The sequence below is a fragment of the Thauera aromatica K172 genome (genome assembly GCF_003030465.1).
Lineage (GTDB): Bacteria > Pseudomonadota > Gammaproteobacteria > Burkholderiales > Rhodocyclaceae > Thauera > Thauera aromatica.
In genome coordinates this window covers 2827051-2850011 of the sequence record NZ_CP028339.1, presented here as the reverse complement: position 1 = coordinate 2850011, position 22961 = coordinate 2827051, and the positions used below count along the sequence as shown (strand labels likewise).

Annotated in this window: 19 protein-coding genes, 2 tRNA genes and 3 rRNA genes; 23 read left to right on the top strand and 1 reads right to left on the bottom strand. The window is 64.2% G+C overall.

Features of this window, described 5'->3' with window-relative positions; genetic code table 11:
- Positions 1 to 18 precede the first annotated feature (18 nt).
- From Tharo_RS18085 to Tharo_RS13330, 23 genes are all read left to right on the top strand, one after another.
- Positions 19 to 147: a hypothetical protein gene (locus Tharo_RS18085; RefSeq protein ID WP_281257401.1), complete on the top strand. Its 129-nt coding sequence runs from the start codon at positions 19 to 21 to the stop codon at positions 145 to 147.
- On the top strand, positions 144 to 431 hold the full coding sequence (locus Tharo_RS13430; protein ID WP_107221647.1) for a hypothetical protein: 288 nt from the start codon (positions 144 to 146) through the stop codon (positions 429 to 431). The genes Tharo_RS18085 and Tharo_RS13430 overlap by 4 nt, the downstream gene beginning before the upstream one ends.
- A complete protein-coding gene (locus tag Tharo_RS13425) occupies positions 428 to 658 on the top strand; it encodes a hypothetical protein (protein ID WP_107221646.1) in 231 nt (76 codons plus the stop codon). The genes Tharo_RS13430 and Tharo_RS13425 overlap by 4 nt, the downstream gene beginning before the upstream one ends.
- A complete protein-coding gene (locus tag Tharo_RS13420; protein WP_159051707.1) occupies positions 655 to 990 on the top strand; it encodes a hypothetical protein in 336 nt (111 codons plus the stop codon). The genes Tharo_RS13425 and Tharo_RS13420 overlap by 4 nt, the downstream gene beginning before the upstream one ends.
- Complete coding sequence (locus Tharo_RS17595; RefSeq protein WP_159051706.1) at positions 987 to 1133, top strand: hypothetical protein; 147 nt, start codon at positions 987 to 989, stop codon at positions 1131 to 1133. Before Tharo_RS13420 ends, Tharo_RS17595 begins: the two co-directional genes overlap by 4 nt.
- The gene (locus Tharo_RS13415) at positions 1120 to 1455 is read left to right on the top strand and encodes a hypothetical protein (protein WP_107221644.1); all 336 of its coding nucleotides are present in this window, start codon (positions 1120 to 1122) and stop codon (positions 1453 to 1455) included. Before Tharo_RS17595 ends, Tharo_RS13415 begins: the two co-directional genes overlap by 14 nt.
- Positions 1445 to 2269: a toprim domain-containing protein gene (locus Tharo_RS13410; RefSeq protein WP_107221643.1), complete on the top strand. Its 825-nt coding sequence runs from the start codon at positions 1445 to 1447 to the stop codon at positions 2267 to 2269. The genes Tharo_RS13415 and Tharo_RS13410 overlap by 11 nt, the downstream gene beginning before the upstream one ends.
- Complete coding sequence (locus Tharo_RS13405) at positions 2262 to 3833, top strand: YfjI family protein (RefSeq protein WP_107221642.1); 1572 nt, start codon at positions 2262 to 2264, stop codon at positions 3831 to 3833. Before Tharo_RS13410 ends, Tharo_RS13405 begins: the two co-directional genes overlap by 8 nt.
- 244 nt (positions 3834 to 4077) lie before the next feature.
- Entirely contained in the window at positions 4078 to 4761 is a 684-nt protein-coding gene (locus tag Tharo_RS13400) for a hypothetical protein (RefSeq protein ID WP_159051705.1), read from the top strand.
- 80 nt (positions 4762 to 4841) lie between these two features.
- Positions 4842 to 5066 carry a helix-turn-helix transcriptional regulator gene (locus tag Tharo_RS13395; RefSeq protein WP_107221640.1) on the top strand — a complete coding sequence of 75 codons (225 nt, stop codon included), beginning with the start codon at positions 4842 to 4844 and terminating at the stop codon, positions 5064 to 5066.
- Positions 5063 to 5476, top strand: coding sequence for a hypothetical protein (locus Tharo_RS13390; protein ID WP_107221639.1), 414 nt, complete (start codon positions 5063 to 5065; stop codon positions 5474 to 5476). Before Tharo_RS13395 ends, Tharo_RS13390 begins: the two co-directional genes overlap by 4 nt.
- A gap of 13 nt (positions 5477 to 5489) precedes the next feature.
- On the top strand, positions 5490 to 5987 hold the full coding sequence (locus tag Tharo_RS13385) for a hypothetical protein (RefSeq protein ID WP_107221638.1): 498 nt from the start codon (positions 5490 to 5492) through the stop codon (positions 5985 to 5987).
- Positions 5988 to 6243: 256 nt separating this feature from the next.
- A complete protein-coding gene (locus tag Tharo_RS13380) occupies positions 6244 to 7728 on the top strand; it encodes a phage portal protein (protein WP_211309615.1) in 1485 nt (494 codons plus the stop codon).
- 71 nt (positions 7729 to 7799) lie between these two features.
- Complete coding sequence (locus Tharo_RS13375; protein WP_107221636.1) at positions 7800 to 8027, top strand: hypothetical protein; 228 nt, start codon at positions 7800 to 7802, stop codon at positions 8025 to 8027.
- Between the two features lie 311 nt (positions 8028 to 8338).
- A 16S ribosomal RNA gene (locus Tharo_RS13370) occupies positions 8339 to 9875 on the top strand.
- Positions 9876 to 9946: 71 nt separating this feature from the next.
- Positions 9947 to 10023: transfer RNA gene (locus tag Tharo_RS13365), tRNA-Ile, on the top strand.
- Between the two features lie 24 nt (positions 10024 to 10047).
- Positions 10048 to 10123 (top strand) — tRNA-Ala (locus Tharo_RS13360).
- A 264-nt stretch (positions 10124 to 10387) separates the two neighbouring features.
- A 23S ribosomal RNA gene (locus Tharo_RS13355) occupies positions 10388 to 13272 on the top strand.
- A 119-nt stretch (positions 13273 to 13391) separates the two neighbouring features.
- Positions 13392 to 13505, top strand: a 5S ribosomal RNA gene (rrf, locus tag Tharo_RS13350).
- The 16S, 23S and 5S rRNA genes sit together here with 2 tRNA genes alongside, the layout of an rRNA operon.
- A gap of 210 nt (positions 13506 to 13715) precedes the next feature.
- Positions 13716 to 17651: a phosphoribosylformylglycinamidine synthase gene (purL, locus tag Tharo_RS13345; protein ID WP_107221635.1), complete on the top strand. Its 3936-nt coding sequence runs from the start codon at positions 13716 to 13718 to the stop codon at positions 17649 to 17651.
- Positions 17652 to 17776: 125 nt separating this feature from the next.
- Complete coding sequence (locus tag Tharo_RS13340; RefSeq protein WP_107221634.1) at positions 17777 to 18193, top strand: DUF2946 domain-containing protein; 417 nt, start codon at positions 17777 to 17779, stop codon at positions 18191 to 18193.
- Between the two features lie 209 nt (positions 18194 to 18402).
- The gene (locus Tharo_RS13335) at positions 18403 to 18858 is read left to right on the top strand and encodes a copper chaperone PCu(A)C (protein WP_107221633.1); all 456 of its coding nucleotides are present in this window, start codon (positions 18403 to 18405) and stop codon (positions 18856 to 18858) included.
- A gap of 178 nt (positions 18859 to 19036) precedes the next feature.
- Positions 19037 to 21034: a TonB-dependent copper receptor gene (locus Tharo_RS13330; RefSeq protein WP_107221632.1), complete on the top strand. Its 1998-nt coding sequence runs from the start codon at positions 19037 to 19039 to the stop codon at positions 21032 to 21034.
- A 110-nt stretch (positions 21035 to 21144) separates the two neighbouring features.
- Here the strand turns inward: Tharo_RS13330 and lpdA are convergent, their stop codons facing one another.
- Positions 21145 to 22953, bottom strand: a complete 1809-nt coding sequence (lpdA, locus tag Tharo_RS13325) for a dihydrolipoyl dehydrogenase (RefSeq protein WP_107222433.1) — start codon at positions 22951 to 22953, stop codon at positions 21145 to 21147.
- Between the last annotated feature and the right edge of the window lie 8 nt (positions 22954 to 22961).

The following is a 22961-nucleotide window of genomic DNA, read 5'->3' as shown; positions in this document are numbered from 1 at the left end:
AACGAAGGAGCATCAGCCATGCGTCATTCCGCATCGGGCACGCGCGCCCACACCCTCATCCCCCGCTTCACCCTGTACCGCACCCTGCGCCGCATCGCCGGCCCGGTGCTCGCCTACCGTCTGAGCTTCGGCGGGAGGGCAGCATGATGAGCACGTCCTATGTCGCCGGCCCCTGGGGCCATGACCGCCGCATCATCTTTGCAGACGGCGCCGCCATCGCCGAAGTGTTCTCCGGCGCCTGCCGCAACCTGGCCGAAGCGGATGCCACAGAACGCCTGATCGCTGCCGCCCCGGATCTGTTCGAAGCGGCTCGCGTAGCCGAAGCGCTGCTGACCCGGCAGCGCTTCCATGCGGACAAGTTCTCGCCGGAAGGCGCGTTGCTGTTGGCACTGCGCAAGGCAATCGCCAAGGTCGAAGGGGGTTCGGTATGAAAGCCCAGCTTCCGGGGATCGGCTGCCTGAGCGTCGCCGACCTCATCGAAAAGTACACCGACCTGCGGGACGAGTACATCGCGCTCACAAGCGCCTTGGCCGTCCTGAAACGTGCGATCCGCGATGAGGACTCGTCCATCGTTGGCGAGGTAACCGCCATTTTCGAGAGCCATGCCGGCAGCGTTCTCGATCGCCACTCGAAGCTTGGCGGTGAGGTGCGGCCATGAGCACCACCATGCACACGGCCCTGTGCACGCTTTACGAGCGGGCGAAGGACGGCATGACCATTCAGGAGTTGGAAACCGTCGCTCAACTCACCGAGCTGGCGGGCGACGAAGCGCGCCGCCTGTCGGCCCTCTGCGAGGGCGTCGCATGCCTCGTTTTGTCCGGTGAAGAGGCGCCCTGCAGCGCTGGCAGCTTCCAGACACCCGGCGGCCTATTCGATCTGCTTTGCTCGCTGGCACACAGCCTCGACGCTATCGGCGGACTGGTCGAAATCGGCCAGGAGGCCGACCGCAGGGTCCGCATGCAGCTTGCTGGTGATGAGGTCCGCTCATGAGAACCGCCCTCGTCGCCGCGGCACTGCTCGCCGCCTTCGCCCTTGTCGGAACGCTCGGCTACCAGGCCGCCGCCGACCTGGCGGGCGAGTACGCCCTGCGCCCCCTTGCCGCCGCTCCTGGAGATCACCATGGCACACGATAACTACCCGAAGGGCGCCGGCCTGGGCCGCGACCCGAACCCGCGCAACCCCACGCCGATCGACTTCGACTGGACGATGCAGCACGGCAGCCGGGCGCAGCGGCGCGAGATCCTGCGCCTGCTCAAGATGCAGAGCCGGCAGGGGGTGCCCGGCGCCGACGAGGCGCTGCGTAGCCTCGCCGGCATGTTGCGGGCGCATCGCATGTGGCGTGTGACCCCGCCCGGCCGCACCCCCTTCACCGTCTTCTGCGCACAGGGCGCGACCGCCGACGAGATGCTGCTGCAGTGGCCTGGCGCCGTACTGGAGGTAGCCCGTGGACAATGAGTTCCTGAACGCCATCGTCGCCGCAGGCCTGGCACCGGTCAAGCCGCTTGAGCTGCCCGAGGGGCGCATCGTCCGCTTCCGGGTGCAGGGGGACAAGGCCGGCAGCCGCAACGGCTGGGCCGTGCTGCATCGGCAGCCGGTCCCGGCCGGCGTGTTCGGCTCGTGGAGAACGGGCGAGCAGCACACCTGGAAGGCCACCACCAACGAGACGATGACGCCGGTCGAGCGCGCCGAGCTGCAGCGCAAGCTGCAGGCAGCGCAGCAGGCGCGCACAGCCGAAGAGGCGCGCGTTCGTGCAGACGCCGCAGCACGCGCGCTGAAGCTGTGGAACGGCGCCAAGCCGGCGACCGACGATCATCCATACTTGCAATCCAAGGGCGTGCACACCTACGGCCTGCGGGCACTGCGCGACCAGCTCATGGTGCCGGCGCGCGATACCGAGGGCCGGCTGCACACCCTGCAGTTCATCGGCCCGGACGGCGGCAAGCGCTTCCTTTCCGGCGGGCGCATCGCCGGCTGCTACTACGCCATTGGCCGCCCTGACGATGCCCTGCTGCTCGCCGAGGGCTACGCCACCGCCGCCACGCTGCACCAGGCCACGGGTCACGCCGTGGCAGTCTGCTTCAACTGCGGCAACCTCATCGCCGTGGCCCGCGCCCTGCGGGCCAAGTTCCCCCGCCTGCGCTTCGTGATCTGCGCCGACAACGACACCGGCACGCTCGGCAATCCCGGCCTGACGGCCGCGCACCAGGCCGCCAAGGCCATCGGCGCGCGGGTGGCCTTTCCGAGCTTCGAGGGGGTAGCCCATGTCTAAGCCGACCGACTTCAACGACCTGGCGCAGCTCGCCGGCCCGGATGCCGTGAAGGCGACCGTCGACAAGGTGCTCGCCACCGCTGCGGCTCAGGCGGTGCAGACGCCTGCGCCGGAATGGCCTGATCCGCACCTGCCCGGCATGGTCAAGGCGCCCGAGATCCCCGCCACGATCCTGCCCGACTGGCTGGGGTCGATGGCCGGTGCGGTGGCGGATTCGACCCAGACGCCGCCTGCGCTTGCTGTCATGGTGGGGCTGTCGGTGCTGGCGGCCGTGCTGCAACGCCGCTTCGAGGTGGCGCCATTCGGTGACGACTACACCGAGCCGCTTGCGCTCTGGACGCTGACGGCGCTGCCGAGTGGCGCGCGCAAGTCGGCAGTGTTCAGTGCCATGACGGCACCGCTGCTGCGCTGGGAGAAGCTGGAGTACGACCGAGGCCGCGCCGAGCGTGGGCGGGTGGCGTCGGCGCGCAAGGTGGCCGAGAAGCGCATCGAGCGCCTGCTGGCCGATGCCGCGAAAGCCAAGGACGACCACGAGCGCGAACGCATCCGCAGTGATATCCAGCACGAGAAGGACACGATGCCGGCCGAGTTGCGCGCGCCTCGCCTCTTCACCGAGGACGTGACCGCCGAACGGCTGCAGGCGATGTTGGCGGAGTACGGCGAGCGCATGGCGCTGCTGAGCGACGAGGCCGGCATCTTCCAGATCATGGCCGGCATCTACAACGGCGGCAGTGCCAACCTCGACGCCTTCCTGAAGGGCCACGCCGGAACGGCGATGCGTGTGGACCGCGCTGGTCGCGAGGCGCACGTCGACAAGCCGGCGCTGTCCTTCGGCCTGGCTCTGCAACCTGGCGTGCTGTCCGAGGTGGCAGCCTCGCGCCGCTTCCGCGACTCCGGTCTGCTGGCGCGCTTTCTCTTCGCCATGCCGGCGAGCAATGTCGGCAAGCGCGATGTGCGGCGCCGGGTGGCAATCCCTGACCAGGTGCGCGACGACTACGAGGCCGCGCTGTTCCGGCTGCTGGAGGACGTGCCCGCCGTGCCGGGTAAGCCGCGCGTTCTGGCGATGACTGAGCCGGCCCTCGAGCTGTGGGCGGACTTCGCGCAAGAGATCGAGGACCACCAGGGCGAGGGCGGGCGCTACGAGTCAATCAGCGACTGGACCAGCAAGCTGCCCGGTGCGGTGGCGCGCATCGCGGCGCTGCTGGAACTGGCCGAAGTCGGGCGCCATGCCGAAGAGGTGAGCGAGGCTGCGACGGCGCGGGCGGTCGCGCTGGGGCGCCTGCTGATCCCGCACGCACAGGCGGCATTCGGTCTGCTGGGTACCGACGGCATCGACGCCGATGCGGGCGCCATCGTGAAGTGGATCAAGGCCAACGGCCTGGAGGAGTTCAGCCGGCGGGAATGCCAGAAGGCGATGGAGGGCCGCTTCCGCACCCTGGAGCGCCTGACCAAGGCCCTGCAGCGACTGGAGCAGCAGGATGTGCTGCGGCACTACACCAGGCGAAACAAGGGCGCACCGCCGACCGAGGCCTGCATCGTCAATCCGAAGCTTCTGTCGACCTAATCGACATTGTCGCCATAGAGCTATTTTTAACCTTTTCTTCTTCTATATGAATCACTTACGGCTTTACGCCTTACCCCGGTCGACATTGTCGACGGGGTAGATGGGCCAGACCACACCACACCGAAAACTCCGCAATACACAGGGGCCCCTGTAGGGCGCAATCCACAAGGGGACGGAGAGCCATGTTTTCCGGGTAGGTAGCACCCCCATGAACAACTGAACCATTGACATCCTGACTGACGACATGACGCACGACCACCAAGCCCCCTCCGACCAGGCGGAAAAAGCCCCGCCGTCAAGTTCCGCACCGATGCTCCCCTTTGACCCTCAGGAACTGGTAGCGATGCGCGTCCGCCCCGCGCAGTTCGCCCGGATGTGCGAGGTGAGCAAGCAAGCCGTGTCCGACTGGATCAAGCGTGGTGTCGTCAGCTTGGGCCCCGATGGTCTGCTTGACCCCGTAACGGCATCAAGGCAGGTTTTCGAGCGCACGGACCCGGCCCGCCTGCGGGCGCGCGTGTTCAAGGGTCTGGCGAAGGATGTTCCAGAGCTGCGCGAGCAGGTGCGTGAGCTGCGGGACGCACTGAAGCAAGCCCTGGCCGAGCGGGACCAACTTGCCGCCGAGCGGGAATCGCTGGCCGCCGCGCTGAATGAATCGATGCGCTTGCGTATGCACAACGACGAAATAGAAACCCGCCTGCATGACCTGCTGGCCGGCATTGCCGACCAGTGGCCCGCCCTGGCATCGTCTGCGGAAGCCGGCAACCTTCCCGACGACCTCGACCGCCTGTCGTGCCGGCTGTTCCGTCGGTTCTCCGATGCCGACATGGCCGAGACGTTCGGGGATGACGAGTCTTCCGATCTCGACAGCCTCGACTATCTGGCAGAGCTTGAAAACTCGCCGCCGCTCGACGAGAGAGCCCCCGACTAAGCGCGCGGAAATCTCCCCACAGGCCCGAATCCGATCCAAGCGCGATCATGCGATCCATGCAAAGCCACCCGAGCGAAACCATGACAAACCGGCTTGATCCCGCCGCGACGGCTGTCACCGAACCGACAACCGGCCTTTACCGCCTGGCCGCCGTGGCCGCACTGTGCGGCATGAGTCCCGCACTCTACGAGGCCGCCGCCGTGCGAGGCGAAGTGCCCGAAGTGCTGCACATCGGCCCGCGCGGCCTCCGCTTCGTCCGCGCACTGGACCTGAATCGATTCCTCAACGGAGAGCCCTGGAAATGAACCCGCAAAAATTGACCTGGCGCAAAGGCGCCGCGCAGCTTGTTGCAGAGCTGCAGGCCCGCTTCGAGGCACATAACGAGTTCGTGCGCAACCGAAACGACCGCCGCTACGCCATGCACCTGGAGGTTGAACGCCACCGCGAATCCTGCAATGCGGCAGCGCGCGCGCTCGAATCCTGGAGACGGCACCCGAGCGGACTTTCTGTGAGTGCCGAGGAACGGCAAGCGCAGATGGTGATTCATCAGGAAGGGCTTGATGACGCAATCCAGCGCCTGGAAGCCTTCGACACTGCCACAGCGACCGCAGCGCCCCCGCACGACGCCGAGCTTTACACGTCAGTCATGGGCGCAGCCCGCAAGCTCGGCGTCATTGATGCGGATCGCGCAACCGTCACCATCACCACCCGCTGATCAGGAAGCCATCATGAGCACACGAACCGAAATCGCGAACCTGAAAGCCGAGCTGGTGCGCATCGATCGCATGCCCGCCACCGCCGAAGCCATCCGCGCACAGATCGAAGCGGCCTGCACCGCGCAGGCAGCCGACCTCGCGGACGCCCTGGCAAGTTTCGGCCGCGTGGCCAGCAAAGACCCTGCGGCCGGCGTTCGGCTGCTGTTTGAGGGCAGCTACGGCGCATCGGCCTTGCCGTGGGTCCGCCGGCTGACAATCGGGCTGCTTGCCAACGACCTCGCGGACGAACTGAGTCGCCATGCAATCGCAGCCGCCGCAGAAATGGGCGAGGCGATGGCCCCCGCCGAGCGCGAAGCCCGATTGCGCGAACTGCGCCGCGCGATCTACGCCCTTGAGCTGCGGGATGTTGCAGAGACGCGAGCAGGCCGCAATGCCTTCCGGCCCGACACGAACCCGGCCGCCGTGCTGGGTGCGCCGCTGGATGAGGCCGAGGACGCGGGGCTCATCTAGCGTTCCTGGACGCGGACAGCCCGCCCGCACGGTTGAGGAAAGCGGGTTACCGCAAGGCAGGCACACGGGCGCTAACGGTGGAAAACGGCGTGCAGCCATTTGGACCCACCACGAGGTGTGAAACCTGCCCCCTTCAATGACCCACCAGGGACCCACGATGAGCAAGAAGCTAAAACGCCAATCCGCCGCTCCCGCGGCGCCGATGGCCGTAGCACAGCCAACCCCCCGCATTGCCCAGACGCGCAGACCCGTCGCCGTGGCCCGCTATGACAGCGCCGGCAACGGCCGCCGCCTCATCGGCTGGGCCACTCCCGACAGCGGCCCCAACCGTGCCATCGCCGGCCTGCAAAACATCCGCAACCGCGCCCGTGACGCCGGCCGCAATGAATGGGCAGCCAAGGGCGCCCGCAGCCGGTGGGCCACCAACCTGGTCGGCACCGGCATCCTCGCCCGCCCCAAGATCGCCGACACCGCACTGCGCGCCAAGCTCATCGCCCTGTGGGACGACTGGTCCGAAGAGTGCGACGCCGACGGCGTACTCGACCTCTACGGCCTACAGGCCCTCGTCGCCCGCAACTGGATCGAGGCCGGCGAAGTTTTCGTGCGTCTGCGCCCGCGCCGGCTCGAAGACGGCCTCGCCGCGCCGCTGCAGCTCCAGGTGCTCGAGGCCGAAATGGTCCCGCTGCTCGACACCGACAGCGCCCCCGGCCTCGCACCCGGGCACAGCATCCGCAGCGGCATCGAATTCGACGCCATCGGTCGGCGCGCCGCCTACTGGTTTCATCGCAACCACCCCGGCGACGCCACCACCACCTCGATCGGCACCGCCGACCTGGCGTGCGTCCCGGCCGACCAGGTGCTGCACATCTACGAACCCGAGCGCCCCGGCCAGTTGCGCGGCGTGTCCGAATTCGCCGCGATCCTGCCCAAGCTGCGCGGCATTGGCAACTACGACGACGCCGTACTGCACCGGCAAGAAATCGCCAATCTCTTCACCTTCTTCGTCACCCGCCCGCCGGAAGGCGCCACCCCGACCCCCGACCCGCTCAGCGGAGGGCTAGTCGAGACTGGCCCTGACGGCGTCCCAATTGCCCCCCTCGAACCCGGCACCGGCCAGGAGCTCGCCCCCGGCGAAGACGTCAAGTTTTCCTCCCCGCCCGACGCCGGCACCAACTACGGCGACTACATGCGCAACCAGCACCAGTACGTCGCGGCCGGTAGCGGCATCCCCTACGAACTGCTCACTGGCGACTTACGCGACGTTTCCGACCGCGCCCTGCGCGTAATCCTGCTCGAGTTCCGCCGCCACTGCCAGCAGCGCCAGTGGCACATCCTCATCCCGCAGCTCTGCCGCAAGATCCGCCGCGCCTGGGCCAAATCGGCCTGGCTTGCCGGCCGGCTGACTCAGGCCGAATTCCGCCATGCGCTGCAAGTCGAATGGGCGCCGCAGGGCTGGGACTACCTGCACCCCGTGCAGGACGTCGACGCACGCATCAAGGAGGTCCGCGCCGGCCTCAAGACTCGCAGCGCAGCCATCCTGGAAAAAGGCGATGACCCGTGGGCAGTAGAGGCCGAGATGGCCGCCGACAACGCCCGTGCTGACGCGCTCGGCCTCAAGCTCGAGAGCGACCCGCGCGCCAATGGGAACTGCATGCACGAAGATGTCTCGCCCAGCGCGCGATCGAGCTCCATCGAAAAGGGTGTGCGCATCAGCTCGGCCACCCGCACCTACGATCAATGAGGCAGTGCGCGTGCTGTAGGCTGCCTGGGCCTTTCGCCCGGGTCCACTACGGCACACACACCGAACTCGGCGTGCTGTTCGGCGTCTGCACCCGCTGTGACCAGGCCAACGCCCGCTTGCCCGCAGGCCCGCGGCAGAAGCGCCTGAACGCCGCGGGTGCACTGGCGGCGAGCGACACCACCGGCCGATACTGGAGCGCTCGGTTTCCCGCCGTGGGTGCTGCTCACCTGGCCGCGCACCTGCTGGGCAACCCGACAACAGGCCGCGATGCGGCAAAGGCGCTGGGCTGGATCGAATGACGGTATTTTTGACGGTATACTGAAATTGAGAAATCCGAAAACACTGAAAATATTGGGATTTCAGCTCGAATGTGGGTGAGTCAGCACCCGGACTTGTTCCGGGTTTGTTTTCGGTACCTGCTGCGTCGCGTCGCTGATATTGCGATTCAATGCAGATGTGCTCGAAAAAATAAGTTTGAAAAGCGGTTGACGGCGAGTTTCCAAGAATACATAATTCGCCTCCTTCGCTGCACGAGCAGCGGTTCTTTAAAAAATTGGACAACCGATAAGTGTGGGTGCTTAAGTCAGTATTTTGAGTACTTTGTAGGATTGAACTTAAGAGTTTGATCCTGGCTCAGATTGAACGCTGGCGGCATGCTTTACACATGCAAGTCGAACGGCAGCGGGGGCTTCGGCCTGCCGGCGAGTGGCGAACGGGTGAGTAATGCATCGGAACGTGCCCATGTCGTGGGGGATAACGTATCGAAAGGTACGCTAATACCGCATACGTCCTGAGGGAGAAAGCGGGGGATCTTCGGACCTCGCGCGATTGGAGCGGCCGATGTCGGATTAGCTAGTAGGTGAGGTAAAGGCTCACCTAGGCGACGATCCGTAGCGGGTCTGAGAGGATGATCCGCCACACTGGGACTGAGACACGGCCCAGACTCCTACGGGAGGCAGCAGTGGGGAATTTTGGACAATGGGGGCAACCCTGATCCAGCCATGCCGCGTGAGTGAAGAAGGCCTTCGGGTTGTAAAGCTCTTTCGGCCGGGAAGAAATCGTGGTCTCTAACATAGGCCATGGATGACGGTACCGGACTAAGAAGCACCGGCTAACTACGTGCCAGCAGCCGCGGTAATACGTAGGGTGCGAGCGTTAATCGGAATTACTGGGCGTAAAGCGTGCGCAGGCGGTTTTGTAAGACAGATGTGAAATCCCCGGGCTCAACCTGGGAACTGCGTTTGTGACTGCAAGGCTAGAGTACGGCAGAGGGGGGTGGAATTCCTGGTGTAGCAGTGAAATGCGTAGAGATCAGGAGGAACACCGATGGCGAAGGCAGCCCCCTGGGCCTGTACTGACGCTCATGCACGAAAGCGTGGGGAGCAAACAGGATTAGATACCCTGGTAGTCCACGCCCTAAACGATGTCGACTAGTCGTTCGGAGCAGCAATGCACTGAGTGACGCAGCTAACGCGTGAAGTCGACCGCCTGGGGAGTACGGCCGCAAGGTTAAAACTCAAAGGAATTGACGGGGACCCGCACAAGCGGTGGATGATGTGGATTAATTCGATGCAACGCGAAAAACCTTACCTACCCTTGACATGCCAGGAACCTTGCTGAGAGGCGAGGGTGCCTTCGGGAGCCTGGACACAGGTGCTGCATGGCTGTCGTCAGCTCGTGTCGTGAGATGTTGGGTTAAGTCCCGCAACGAGCGCAACCCTTGTCACTAGTTGCCATCATTTGGTTGGGCACTCTAGTGAGACTGCCGGTGACAAACCGGAGGAAGGTGGGGATGACGTCAAGTCCTCATGGCCCTTATGGGTAGGGCTTCACACGTCATACAATGGTCGGTACAGAGGGTTGCCAAGCCGCGAGGTGGAGCCAATCCCAAAAAGCCGATCGTAGTCCGGATCGTAGTCTGCAACTCGACTACGTGAAGTCGGAATCGCTAGTAATCGCAGATCAGCATGCTGCGGTGAATACGTTCCCGGGTCTTGTACACACCGCCCGTCACACCATGGGAGTGGGTTTCACCAGAAGTAGGTAGCTTAACCTTCGGGAGGGCGCTTACCACGGTGAGATTCATGACTGGGGTGAAGTCGTAACAAGGTAGCCGTATCGGAAGGTGCGGCTGGATCACCTCCTTTCAAGAGAACAGGTCGCAGCGGCCAAGTATCCACAACTTATCGGTTGTTCAGGCGAAGAGCCTCGGATGAGAGGGTCTGTAGCTCAGCTGGTTAGAGCACCGTCTTGATAAGGCGGGGGTCGTTGGTTCGAACCCAACCAGACCCACCAACAATGGGTTGCTCGAGACAGTAGGGGGCTGTAGCTCAGCTGGGAGAGCGGCGGCTTTGCAAGCCGTAGGTCGTCGGTTCGATCCCGACCAGCTCCACCAGGTTTCGAGACGAGAAGTAAGAGATGCCGAGCGTGAGCTCGTCATCTCTTACTTCTTGAACGGCAGCGGTGCTGCCGGACATTGAGGTTCGCTCTTTAACAAAGTGGAAGAAGTGCAGTACGTATCGTAGCCGGTACGTACTGCAAGTTGTGTGATTGCATTGATCAAGGCTGCGTAGTCAGCACAGTCTTGATCGCACAAACGAGTTCGTTCCTGTACGTGGGCCTTCGAGGTGGCAACACCGAAGAGGGTTCAAGGTTATAGGATCAAGCGACTAAGTGCATGTGGTGGATGCCTTGGCGATCACAGGCGATGAAGGACGTGTAAGCCTGCGAAAAGCGTGGGGGAGCTGGCAATAGAGCTTTGATCCCACGATGTCCGAATGGGGAAACCCACCCCGCAAGGGGTATCCCAGACTGAATCCATAGGTCTGAGGAGGCGAACCGAGCGAACTGAAACATCTAAGTAGCTCGAGGAACAGAAATCAACCGAGATTGCGCAAGTAGTGGCGAGCGAACGCGCAACAGCCTGCACGACTAAACCATCAGCTTAGCAAAACGGTCTGGAAAGTCCGACGATACAGGGTGATAGTCCCGTATGCGAAAAGCCGGTGGCGGGTCTGAGCGTGCGACAAGTAGGGCGGGACACGAGAAATCCTGTCTGAAGATGGGGGGACCATCCTCCAAGGCTAAATACTCGTGATCGACCGATAGTGAACCAGTACCGTGAGGGAAAGGCGAAAAGAACCCCGGGAGGGGAGTGAAATAGATCCTGAAACCGCATGCATACAAACAGTGGGAGCCTCGTAAGGGGTGACTGCGTACCTTTTGTATAATGGGTCAGCGACTTACGTTCAGTAGCGAGCTTAACCGAATAGGGGAGGCGTAGCGAAAGCGAGTCTGATAAGGGCGTCGTAGTTGCTGGGCGTAGACCCGAAACCGGATGATCTATCCATGGCCAGGATGAAGGTGCCGTAACAGGTACTGGAGGTCCGAACCCACTAACGTTGAAAAGTTAGGGGATGAGCTGTGGATAGGGGTGAAAGGCTAAACAAATCCGGAAATAGCTGGTTCTCCCCGAAAACTATTTAGGTAGTGCGTCGTACGGACACTTGCGGGGGTAGAGCACTGTAATCGTTGGGGGGGTCATTGCGATCTACCCCGCGATAGCAAACTCCGAATACCGCAAAGTGATATACGGCAGACAGACATCGGGTGCTAACGTCCGGTGTCAAGAGGGAAACAACCCAGACCGCCAGCTAAGGTCCCAAATGCATGGCTAAGTGGCAAACGAGGTGGGAAGGCCTAGACAGCTAGGAGGTTGGCTTAGAAGCAGCCACCCTTTAAAGAAAGCGTAATAGCTCACTAGTCGAGTCGTCCTGCGCGGAAGATGTAACGGGGCTCAAGCCATGAACCGAAGCTGCGGATGTGTCTTTGACACGTGGTAGGGGAGCGTTCCGTAAGCCTGCGAAGGTGTCTCGTAAGGGATGCTGGAGGTATCGGAAGTGCGAATGCTGACATGAGTAGCGATAAAGGGTGTGAAAAGCACCCTCGCCGTAAGCCCAAGGTTTCCTGCGCAACGTTCATCGGCGCAGGGTGAGTCGGCCCCTAAGGCGAGGCAGAAATGCGTAGTCGATGGGAAACAGGTCAATATTCCTGTACCGCTCTATGATGCGATGGGGGGACGGAGAAGGTTAGCTCGGCCATCTGTTGGAATAGGTGGTTCAAGTGTGTAGGCGTGCTGCGTAGGCAAATCCGCGCGGCTAAGCTGAGGCATGATAACGAGGACCCTCGGGTCCGAAGCGAGTGATACCCAGCTTCCAGGAAAAGCCTCTAAGCTTCAGTCATAGAGTGACCGTACCGCAAACCGACACAGGTGGGCTGGTAGAGAATACCAAGGCGCTTGAGAGAACTCAGGAGAAGGAACTCGGCAAATTGATACCGTAACTTCGGGAGAAGGTATGCCCCGTTAGCTTGTAGGAGAACATCCGAAGGGCGAAGGGGCCGCAGAGAATCGGTGGCTGCGACTGTTTATTAAAAACACAGCACTCTGCAAACACGAAAGTGGACGTATAGGGTGTGACGCCTGCCCGGTGCCGGAAGGTTAAGTGATGGGGTGCAAGCTCTTGATCGAAGCCCCGGTAAACGGCGGCCGTAACTATAACGGTCCTAAGGTAGCGAAATTCCTTGTCGGGTAAGTTCCGACCTGCACGAATGGCGTAACGATGGCCACACTGTCTCCTCCTGAGACTCAGCGAAGTTGAAATGTTTGTGAAGATGCAATCTCCCCGCGGCTAGACGGAAAGACCCCATGAACCTTTACTGTAGCTTTGCATTGGACTTTGACGGGACTTGTGTAGGATAGGTGGGAGGCTTTGAAGCCGGGACGCTAGTTCCGGTGGAGCCAACCTTGAAATACCACCCTGGTGTCGTCGAGGTTCTAACCCAGGCCTGTGAATCCAGGTCGGGGACCGTGCATGGTGGGCAGTTTGACTGGGGCGGTCTCCTCCCAAAAGGTAACGGAGGAGTACGAAGGTCACCTAGGTACGGTCGGACATCGTACTGATAGTGCAATGGCAAAAGGTGGCTTGACTGCGAGACCCACACGTCGAGCAGGTGCGAAAGCAGGTCATAGTGATCCGGTGGTTCTGTATGGAAGGGCCATCGCTCAACGGATAAAAGGTACTCTGGGGATAACAGGCTGATTCCGCCCAAGAGTTCACATCGACGGCGGAGTTTGGCACCTCGATGTCGGCTCATCACATCCTGGGGCTGTAGCCGGTCCCAAGGGTATGGCTGTTCGCCATTTAAAGTGGTACGTGAGCTGGGTTTAAAACGTCGTGAGACAGTTTGGTCCCTATCTGCCGTGGGCGCTGGAAGTTTGAGAGGGCCTGCTCCTAGTACGAGAGGACCGGAGTGGACGCACCCCTGGTGTACCGGTTGTGACGCCAGTCGCATCGCCGGGTAGCTATGTGCGGAAGAGATAACCGCTGAAAGCATCTAAGCGGGAAACTCGCCTCAAGATGAGACTTCCCCGGGGCCTCGAGCCCCCTGAAGGGTCGTTGAAGACCACAACGTTGATAGGCCGGGTGTGCAAGCGTGGCAACACGTTCAGCTAACCGGTACTAATTGCCCGTGCGGCTTGATCCTATAACCTTCAAAACAAAACGAACTCAACCCATGCCCGAAACCACACATCGCGCATGGCAATCACACAACACCCTTCTTCCTCCTTTGCTCTGCAGTCCAACGCAGAGAACAAGTCAAAGTCTGACGACCATAGCCGTGCGGTACCACCCCTTCCCTTCCCGAACAGGACCGTGAAACGCACTCGCGCCGATGATAGTGAGGTCCGCCCTCGTGAAAGTAGGTCATCGTCAGACTAACCCACAAAAAAACGCCCAGAGAATACTCAACCTCTGGGCGTTTTTGCGTCTACCCAGAAATTCACCACAGAACGCGGAGGGGAGGCTCGTGCATGCTAAGCAACGCCGCCGTGCCGCCCGCGAGGGGGAAGGTGGCTCGGTTATAATGCAAGTCTTTCAACGGCATGCTTTTTTCGCCGCCAGTTCACCGACTCTACCCCCGACACCATGACCTCGATCCTCAAGCTGCGTGGCGCTGCGGCGCTGTCTTCCTCCCGTCTGGAGCGCCTTTCCCGTGCTGCGAGCGAGGTCCTGCCCAGGCTCACTGGCATCGTTGCCGAATACTGGTATTTCATCGAGGTATCGGCGGCCTTGACGGCAGAGGAGCAGGCTCGGCTGGTGGACCTGCTCGGCGCCCACCCGGACACCGAACATCCGCCTGCGGGGCATCTGCGCTTGGTGGTGCCGCGTCTCGGGACGATTTCACCGTGGTCGTCCAAAGCCACCGACATCACCCGCCAATGCGGCTTCGACAAGATTATCCGTATCGAACGCGGGATCGCCTACACGCTGGATGCGCGCGGCGTCGACGGCAATGCTGCGCTGACGGCGCTGCTTCATGACCGCATGACCGAGTCGGTGCTCGGCACGGCAGAAGAGGCCGAAGCCCTGTTCCACCATTACGAGCCGCAGCCGCTGACCGCCGTCGACATCCTCGCTGGTGGCCGCGCAGCGCTCGAAGCGGCCAACGGCGAACTCGGCCTCGCCCTCTCCGAAGACGAAATCGACTACCTGGTCGACAACTTCGCTCGCATGGGACGCAACCCGACCGACGTCGAACTGATGATGTTCGCCCAGGCCAACTCGGAGCACTGCCGGCACAAGATCTTCAACGCCGACTGGGTAATCGACGCGCGGCCGATGGAGAAGTCGCTGTTCGGCATGATCAAGGACACCCACAAGGCCCACCCCGAAGGCACGGTGGTGGCCTATTCGGACAACGCCTCGATCATCGAGGGTGCGCGCATCGCCCGCCTGTACCCGGACGCAGATGGCGCCTTTCGCTACCACGACGAGGACACCCACATCCTCGCCAAGGTCGAGACCCACAACCACCCGACCGCGATCTCGCCTTTCCCGGGGGCGGCCACCGGTGCCGGCGGCGAAATCCGCGACGAAGGCGCGACCGGCCGCGGCTCGCGCCCGAAGGCGGGGCTTGCCGGGTTCACGGTCTCGAACCTCAATATTCCCGGTTTCACTCAGCCCTGGGAAAAACCCTATGGCAAGCCCGGGCGCATCGCCTCGGCGCTCGACATCATGATCGAGGGGCCGATCGGCGCCGCCGCCTTCAACAACGAATTCGGCCGCCCCAACCTCGCCGGCTACTTCCGCACCTTCGAGCAGGAAGTGGAGGGCGAGGTGCGCGGCTACCACAAGCCGATCATGATCGCCGGCGGCCTCGGCAGTATCCAGGCGCAGCAATCCGAGAAACCCACCTTCCCGCCGGGCACCCTGCTGATCCAGCTCGGCGGCCCGGGCATGCTGATCGGCCTCGGCGGCGGAGCGGCCTCGTCGATGGCGACCGGCACCAACGCCGCCGACCTCGACTTTGCCTCGGTGCAGCGCGGCAACCCCGAGATCCAGCGCCGCTGCCAGGAAGTGATCGACGCCTGCTGGCAGCAGGGCGACAACAACCCGATCATCGCCATCCACGACGTCGGCGCCGGCGGCCTGTCGAACGCGATGCCCGAACTCGCCGACCATGCCGGGCTGGGCGCGCACTTCGAACTGCGCGAGGTGCACATCGAGGAGCCGGGCATGAGCCCGCGCGAGATCTGGTCGAACGAGTCGCAGGAGCGCTACGTGCTGGCGATCGCGCCCGACAGCCTGCCGCTGTTCCAGGCCTTCTGCGAGCGCGAGCGCTGCCCCTTCGCGGTGCTCGGCACCGCCACCGCCGACGGCCATCTCACCGTCTCCGACCGCCACTTCGGCAACAAGCCGGTGGACATGGACATGAAGGTGCTGCTCGGCAAGCCGCCGAAGATGACGCGCAACGTCTCGCGCCGCGCAGTGCACCTGCCGCCCTTCGACACCACCGGCTTCGACCTCGAGGAGGCCGGGATGCGCGTGCTGCGCATGCCGGCGGTGGCGAGCAAAAGCTTTCTGATCACGATCGGCGACCGTTCGGTGGGCGGCCTCACCGCGCGCGACCAGTTCGTCGGCCCGTGGCAGGTGCCGGTGGCCGACGTCGCGGTGACCGCGATGAGCTTCCACGGCTATCGCGGCGAAGCCTTCGCACTGGGCGAGCGCACGCCGCTGGCCTGCGTCGACGCACCGGCCTCGGGTCGGATGGCGATCGGCGAAGCGATCACCAACCTCGCCGCGGCCGACATCGCCAGCCTCGGCGAGGTCAAACTCTCGGCCAACTGGATGGCCGCCGCCGGCCATCGTGGCGAGGACGCCAGGCTCTACGACACGGTCAAGGCCGTTTCCGACTTCTGCATCCGCGCCGGCCTGTCGATTCCGGTCGGCAAGGACTCGCTGTCGATGCGCACCGCCTGGCAGGACGGCGGCGAGGATAAGCAGGTCGTCGCCCCGCTGTCGCTGATCGCCACCGCCTTCGCCCCGGTGCAGGACATCCGCAACACGCTCACCGCCCAGCTGCAGCTGCCCGAAGGCGTGGACACCGAACTGCTGCTGGTCGACCTCGGTAACGGCCGGAACCGCCTTGGCGGCTCGGTCTTCGCCCAGGCCTACGGCTCGGTTGGCGAACACGCGCCCGATGTCGATCCGGACCAGCTCAATGCCTTCTTCCAGACCATCCAGCAACTGCGCCGTGACGGCCTGCTGCTGGCCTATCACGACCGTTCCGACGGCGGCCTGTTCGCCACCGTGTGCGAGATGGCCTTTGCCGCGAAGTGCGGCCTGTCGCTGGTGCTCGATACCGTCTGCTACGACCCTTACATGAACGATGTCGACGGCCTGGAGAAAAAACCCGACACGCTCAAAGGGCGCTTCGACGACAAACTGTTCGCCGCGCTGTTCGCCGAGGAACTGGGGGCGGTGATCCAGATCCGCCGCGAGGAGCGCTCACGCGTCACCGAGGCGCTGCGTGCCGCCAAGCTCACCTACCACTTCATCGGCGAGCCCAACGACAAGGACGAGATCCGCATTCGGCGCAGCGCCAAGCTGGTGCTCGGCGCCAGCCGCGTTGCGTTGCTCCAGGCCTGGTCCGAAACCAGCAATCGCATCGCCTGCCTGCGCGACGATCCCGCATCCGCCCAGCAAGAGTTCGACGCTCTCGCCGATGTTGCCGATCCCGGCCTGTCGGTGTCCCTGTCCTTCGACGTGCGCGAAGATGTCGCCGCGCCCTTCATCGCCAAGGGCGCGCGGCCCCGGGTGGTGGTGCTGCGCGAACAGGGCGTGAACTCCCAGTTCGAGATGGCGGCAGCCTTCGAGCGTGCCGGCTTCACTCCGGTCGACGTGCATATGTCCGACCTCCAGGCCGGGCGTGTCGACCTCGCCGACTTCCACGGCCTGGCGGCTTGCGGCGGCTTCTCGTACGGCGATGTGCTCGGTGCGGGGCAGGGCTGGGCGAAGTCGATCCTGTTCAACAACCGCCTGCGCGACGAGTTCGCTGCCTTCTTCGGTCGCGGCGACACGTTCGCCCTCGGCGTGTGCAACGGCTGCCAGATGATGGCCCACCTCGCCCCGATCATCCCCGGCGCCGAAGCCTGGCCCACCTTCCACCGCAACCGCAGCGAGCAGTTCGAGGCCCGCTTCGTGATGGTCGAAGTCACCGACAGCCCTTCGATCCTGCTCGCCGGCATGGCCGGCAGCAGGATGCCGATCGTGGTCAGCCACGGTGAAGGCCGGGCGGTATTCCGTCACGAAGCCGATCGGGACAAGGCTTTGCTCGCGCTGCGTTACATCGACAACCATGGTCAGCCGGCGCAGCGCTATCCTGCCAACCCGAACGGTTCCGCCGCCGGCGTGACCGGCTTTACGACCGCCGACGGTCGCTTCACCATCATGATGCCGCACCCCGAGCGCACCGCGCGCACGCTGCAGATGTCGTGGGCGCCGCAGTGGCTGGTGAAGGACAGCCCCGATGCTTCGCCCTGGCTGCGCATGTTCCGCAATGCCAGGGCGTGGCTGGGGTGAAGCGGCGAGCGGGTCCGTGAGCGGCGGCCTGCTGCCCCCGCGAGCTGACCAGGATCAATGAGGAACGATGGCGTTCGGATACAATCCGGGACGTCGTCCAGTTCTTCCGGGTCCATCGCTTTCCGATGCTACGCTTTCGCCGCCGCCTCTATGCCTGGTTCGCGATTTTCGCGATGATGGCCAGTGCCCTGGCGCCGGCGCTCAGTCGGGCGATGGGGCCGGACGAGGGCGGCCGTTACCTGATCGAGGTCTGTTCGGCCAGCGGCTCCCGCGTCATCGAACTTCCCGCGGCCGAAGCCGCGTTCTACCGCGATCATGGCGTCATTGCCGACAGCGGCGGCGGGCCGCAGGATGCCTCGTTCGAGCAGTGCCCGTATTGCTGCCCGCACGCAGGCGGGGCGGCCCTGCCACCGGCCGCGCCGCCGACCGCTTTGCGCATCCCCGAAGGCGGCGCCCTGCTGCCTCGGCTGTTTCTCGTCTCTCCGCGCCCACTGTTCGTGTGGGCGCCTTCTCATCCCCGCGCGCCTCCTGCCCGCGGCTGAATCGCTCGCAGCCGGATCCCTTGCGGCCTGATCTCTGGCGCTGGGCGATCCGGGCTCGACGCCTGCCTTTTCCTGCATTTCGACTGAACCCAACCTTCGCCTCCGTGCGGGGCGTGTGCTGGCGTTCTGGCTCATTCCGATCCTGCACAGGCCGCTGCCGTGCACGGGCGGAAATTCAACGTATTCGATTGTTCTGGATGGTTCTCACAATGAAGAAGCTTGTTCTTGCCACCCTGTTCGCCCTGGGCGCTGCGCCGGCCTTCGCCGATGTTTCCGTGACCGACTCCTGGGTGCGTGCCACCGTGCCGCAGCAAAAGGCGACCGGTGCCTTCATGCAGCTGAAGTCCGATGTCCCCGCCCGCCTCGTCGCCGCCAGCTCGCCGCTCGCCGGGGTGGTCGAAATCCACGAAATGCGCATGGAAAAGGACGTCATGAAGATGGGCCCGGTCCCGGCGCTCGAGCTGCCGGCAGGTCAGACCGTCCAGCTCGCGCCGGGCGGCTACCACGTCATGCTGATGGATCTGAAGGCGCAGGTGAAGGAAGGGGACCAGGTGCCGCTGACCTTGGTGGTCGAGAATCACGATGGCAGCCGCCATTCGGTCGAGCTCAGCGTGCCGGCGCGCCCGCTCAATGCGCTGATGAAGATGCCGCACGGCAAGCACTGAGCCTGCGGCGGACGGCCGTGGCGTGGCGCTCCATCGACGGGGCGCCCTGAAGGCCGCAGCCTGCATTTTCCATTTCGACCATTGATTTCCGCTCGCCCACAGGGGAGCGGACGGGCCTTGTCGTGCCCGCGATCCGTGTGGATCCGGCCGCAATGCCCATTCGACGAGAACACTCATCATGCAAAAAACCTTTCAACGCTTGCCACTCGCGGTGGCGATCTCCCTTGCGCTGCCGGCGATTGCCGTCGCCCAGGAGGCCACCTTGGGCAGCGTGGTGGTGACCGCCCCGCTCACCACCGCGCCGCTCACCATCACCACCGACCCCAAGGCGCCCCGCCAGCCGCTGCCGGCGCACGACGGCGCCGACTTGCTGAAAAGCATCCCGGGGTTTTCGGTGATTCGCAAAGGGGGAGCGGATGGCGACCCGGTCTTCCGCGGCCAGTCCGGTTCGCGGCTGAACATCCTCCAGGACGGTCAGGATGTGCACGGCGGTTGCGGTGGCCGCATGGATCCACCGACCGCCTACATTTACCCCGAGTCGTATGATCGCGTCACGGTCATCAAAGGGCCGCAGACCGTGCTCTACGGCGGTGGCAATTCCGCAGCGGTGGTGCTGTTCGAGCGCGACATGACGCGCATGAGCGAGCCCGGCTGGGCCGCCAGCGGCAGCCTGACCTTCGGTAGCTGGGGGCGCAACGACCAGGTCTTCGACGCCACGGCCGGTAATCCCGACTTTTATGCCCGCATCGGTGCGACGCGCTCGGACATGAACGACTATGAAGACGGCGACGGCAAGAAGGTGCATTCCTTCTACACGCGCTGGAGCACCCATGGCGCGCTCGGGTGGACGCCCGATGACAACACCCTGCTCGAACTCAACTTCGGCCGTAGCGATGGTGAGGCGGCCTACGCCGATCGCGCCATGGACGGTACGAAGTTCGAGCGTGAGCATGTGGGGCTGAAGTTTGAGAAACGCAATATCTCGCCGCTGGTGCACAAGGTCGAGGCGCATGCCTACTACAGCTACCTCGATCACGTGATGGACAACTTCAGCCTGCGCTCGAACATGGGCATGAAAATGCTCAACAACCCCGACCGTGAGACCACGGGTGGTCGGTTTGCGGTCACGCTGACTCCGACCGATCCAGTGCAGCTCATGCTGGGGGCCGACGTGAAGGCGGACCAGCACACGTCCCGCAGTGGAGTCGATTACCGGACCCGGCCGCGCACGGATGACTTCGGCTTCGATCGCTACGGGATCTTCGGCGAGGCGACTTACGCGCTCGACGGTGTGCGCCGGGTGATCGGCGGCTTGCGCATCGATGACCACGAGGTCACCAACGACAAGATGGGGGGCGCCAAGGAGAGCGACACGCTGCCGAGCGGCTTCCTGCGCTTCGAGCGCGATTACGCCGGTGGTGCAGGCACCTGGTACGTCGGCCTCGGGCATGCCGAACGCTTCCCTGATTTCTGGGAGTTCATGCGTGCGGCGCCCGGCACGGGAAGTCTTGCCGATGCACGCAGCTTCGATACGCTGGAGCCGGAAAAGAACACCCAGCTCGATGTGGGTGCGAGCTGGACGGCCGGCAACGTGCGTGCCTCCGTCTCGGGCTTTTACAGCAAGGTCGATGACTACATGCTGCTGCGCTGGTTCACCCGAGGAACCTCCTCCGTCGCCGACGTCCGCAACATCGATGCGACCCTCTACGGCCTCGAAACCGATCTGACCTGGCGCTTCGCTTCCCACTGGAGCGCGACGGGTACCCTGGCCTGGGTGCATGGCCGGAACGACACCGACGACAACGCGCTCGCCCAGCAGCCCCCGCTCGAAGGGCGTCTTGCGCTCGAGTACAGCGATGGCACCTTCTCCTACGGCGGCCTGTTGAGGGTTGTGGCCAGGCAGGACCGGGTCGACGTCGGCTCGGGCAGCATCGTCTCGAACGGCAAGGATCTCGGGCCGACGCCAGGCTTCGCGACGCTGGCGCTCAATGCCGGCTGGCGTCCGAACAAGGTCACGCTGCTGACCGCCGGTGTCGACAACGTCTTCGATCGCACCTACCACGAGCACCTCTCGCAGGGCAGTGCGGCGATTGCCGGTTACGAGGCCGCGACCAACGAGATCATCAATGAACCCGGTCGCACTTTCTGGCTGAAGGCGCAGCTGGCGCTCGACTGACCGCGCACGCGTCGTAGATAGCCGAAGCCCCCGGCCCCTGGGTAGCGAAGGGAACCGGGGGCTTGATGGAGCGCTTGCCTTCGGCTTGCCGCTGCAGTGCTCCGCCTGCCTCACTTCTTGCGCATCGGCGGCAGGTCGGTGCAGCTGCCGTGGGCGAGCTCGGCGGCCATCCCCACTGTTTCGCCGAGCGTCGGGTGGGGGTGGATGGTCTTGCCGATATCGACCGCGTCGGCGCCCATCTCGATCGCCAGGCAGACTTCGCCAATCATGTCGCCCGCCGAAGGGCCGACGAGAGTGCCGCCGATCACGCGATGGGTCTCGGCGTCGAAGACCAGCTTGGTGAAGCCGTATTCGGCGCCGTTGGCGATCGCGCGGCCGCTCGCGGCCCACGGGAACTTGGCCGTTTCGACCTTCTTGCCTTCGGCCTTGGCCTGGGCTTCGGTGTAACCGACCCATGCTACTTCGGGGTGGGTGTAGGCCACCCCCGGGATCACGGTGGCGTCGAATGCGCTGCGGGCCAGCTCGGCCTTGCCCTGCGCTTCGCCGGCGGCGACTTCGGCGGCGACGTGGCCTTCATGCACCGCTTTGTGGGCGAGCATGGGCTGGCCGACGACGTCGCCGATGGCGAAGATGTGCGCCACGTTGGTGCGCATCTGCGCATCCACCGGGATGAAGCCGCGCTCGCCGATGATCACGCCCGCCTTCTCGGCGCCGATCTTGCCGCCGTTGGGCGAGCGTCCCGCCGACTGCAGGATCATGTCGTAGCGTACCGGTCCGGGCGGAGCGTTTTCGCCTTCGAAGCTGACGTAAAGCCCGTCTTCCCTGGCTTCGACGGCAACCGTCCGCGTCTTCAGCATGATCTTGTCGAAGCGCTGGGCGTTCTGCTTTTCCCACACCTTGACCGCGTCCGCGTCCGGCCCCTGCATCAGGCGATCGAGCATCTCGACGACGTCGATGCGTGCGCCCAGCGCCGAATACACCGTGGCCATCTCCAGGCCGATGATGCCGCCGCCGATCACCAGCATCTTGCCCGGCACCTGGCGCAGTTCCAGCGCGCCAGTCGAGTCAACGATGCGCGGGTCGCGCGGCAGGAAGGGCAGGTGCACTGCGGCCGAGCCGGCGGCGATGATGCACTGCTTGAACTTCACCACCTGCTTCGCGCCGCTCTTGTCCTGGCGGTTGCCGCTGGTTTCCTCGATCTCGAGGTGGTACGGGTCGAGGAAGCTGCCGTAGCCGTGCAGGACGTCGACCTTGCGCGCCTTCGCCATCCCGGCGAGCCCGCCGGTGAGCTTGCCGATCACGCCGTCCTTGTGCTTCCTGAGCGCATCGACGTCCACGCTCGGCTTGGCGAAGACGATGCCCGCCTTGTCGACGTGCTCGGCCTCCTCGATCACCGCCGCGACGTGCAGCAGCGCCTTGGACGGGATGCAGCCGACGTTCAGGCACACGCCGCCCAGGGTCGCGTAGCGCTCGACGATCGCCGTCCTGAGGCCGAGGTCGGCCGCGCGGAAGGCCGCCGAATAGCCGCCGGGGCCGGCGCCGAGCACGACCAGGTCGTATTCGAGGTCGACCGCGCCGGCGTGCGCAGCGGCGGTGGGGGGCACGGCCGGAGCCGGCGCGCCGGTGGGGGCAGGCGCAGGTGTCGTATTCGTCGCGGCCGCCGCTCCTGCAGGAGCGCCCGCGGCTTCAACCTTGATCAGCACCGCGCCTTCGCTGACCTTGTCGCCGAGCGCGACCTGCACTTCCTTGACCACGCCGGCGACCGGGGAGGGCACATCCATCGTCGCCTTGTCGGATTCGAGCGTGCAGATCGCGTCATCGACCGCGATCGTGTCGCCTGCCTTCACGAACAGCTCGATCACCGGCACCGCATCGAAACCGCCGATGTCGGGCACCTTCACTTCAATCATTTGACTCATCTTCATCA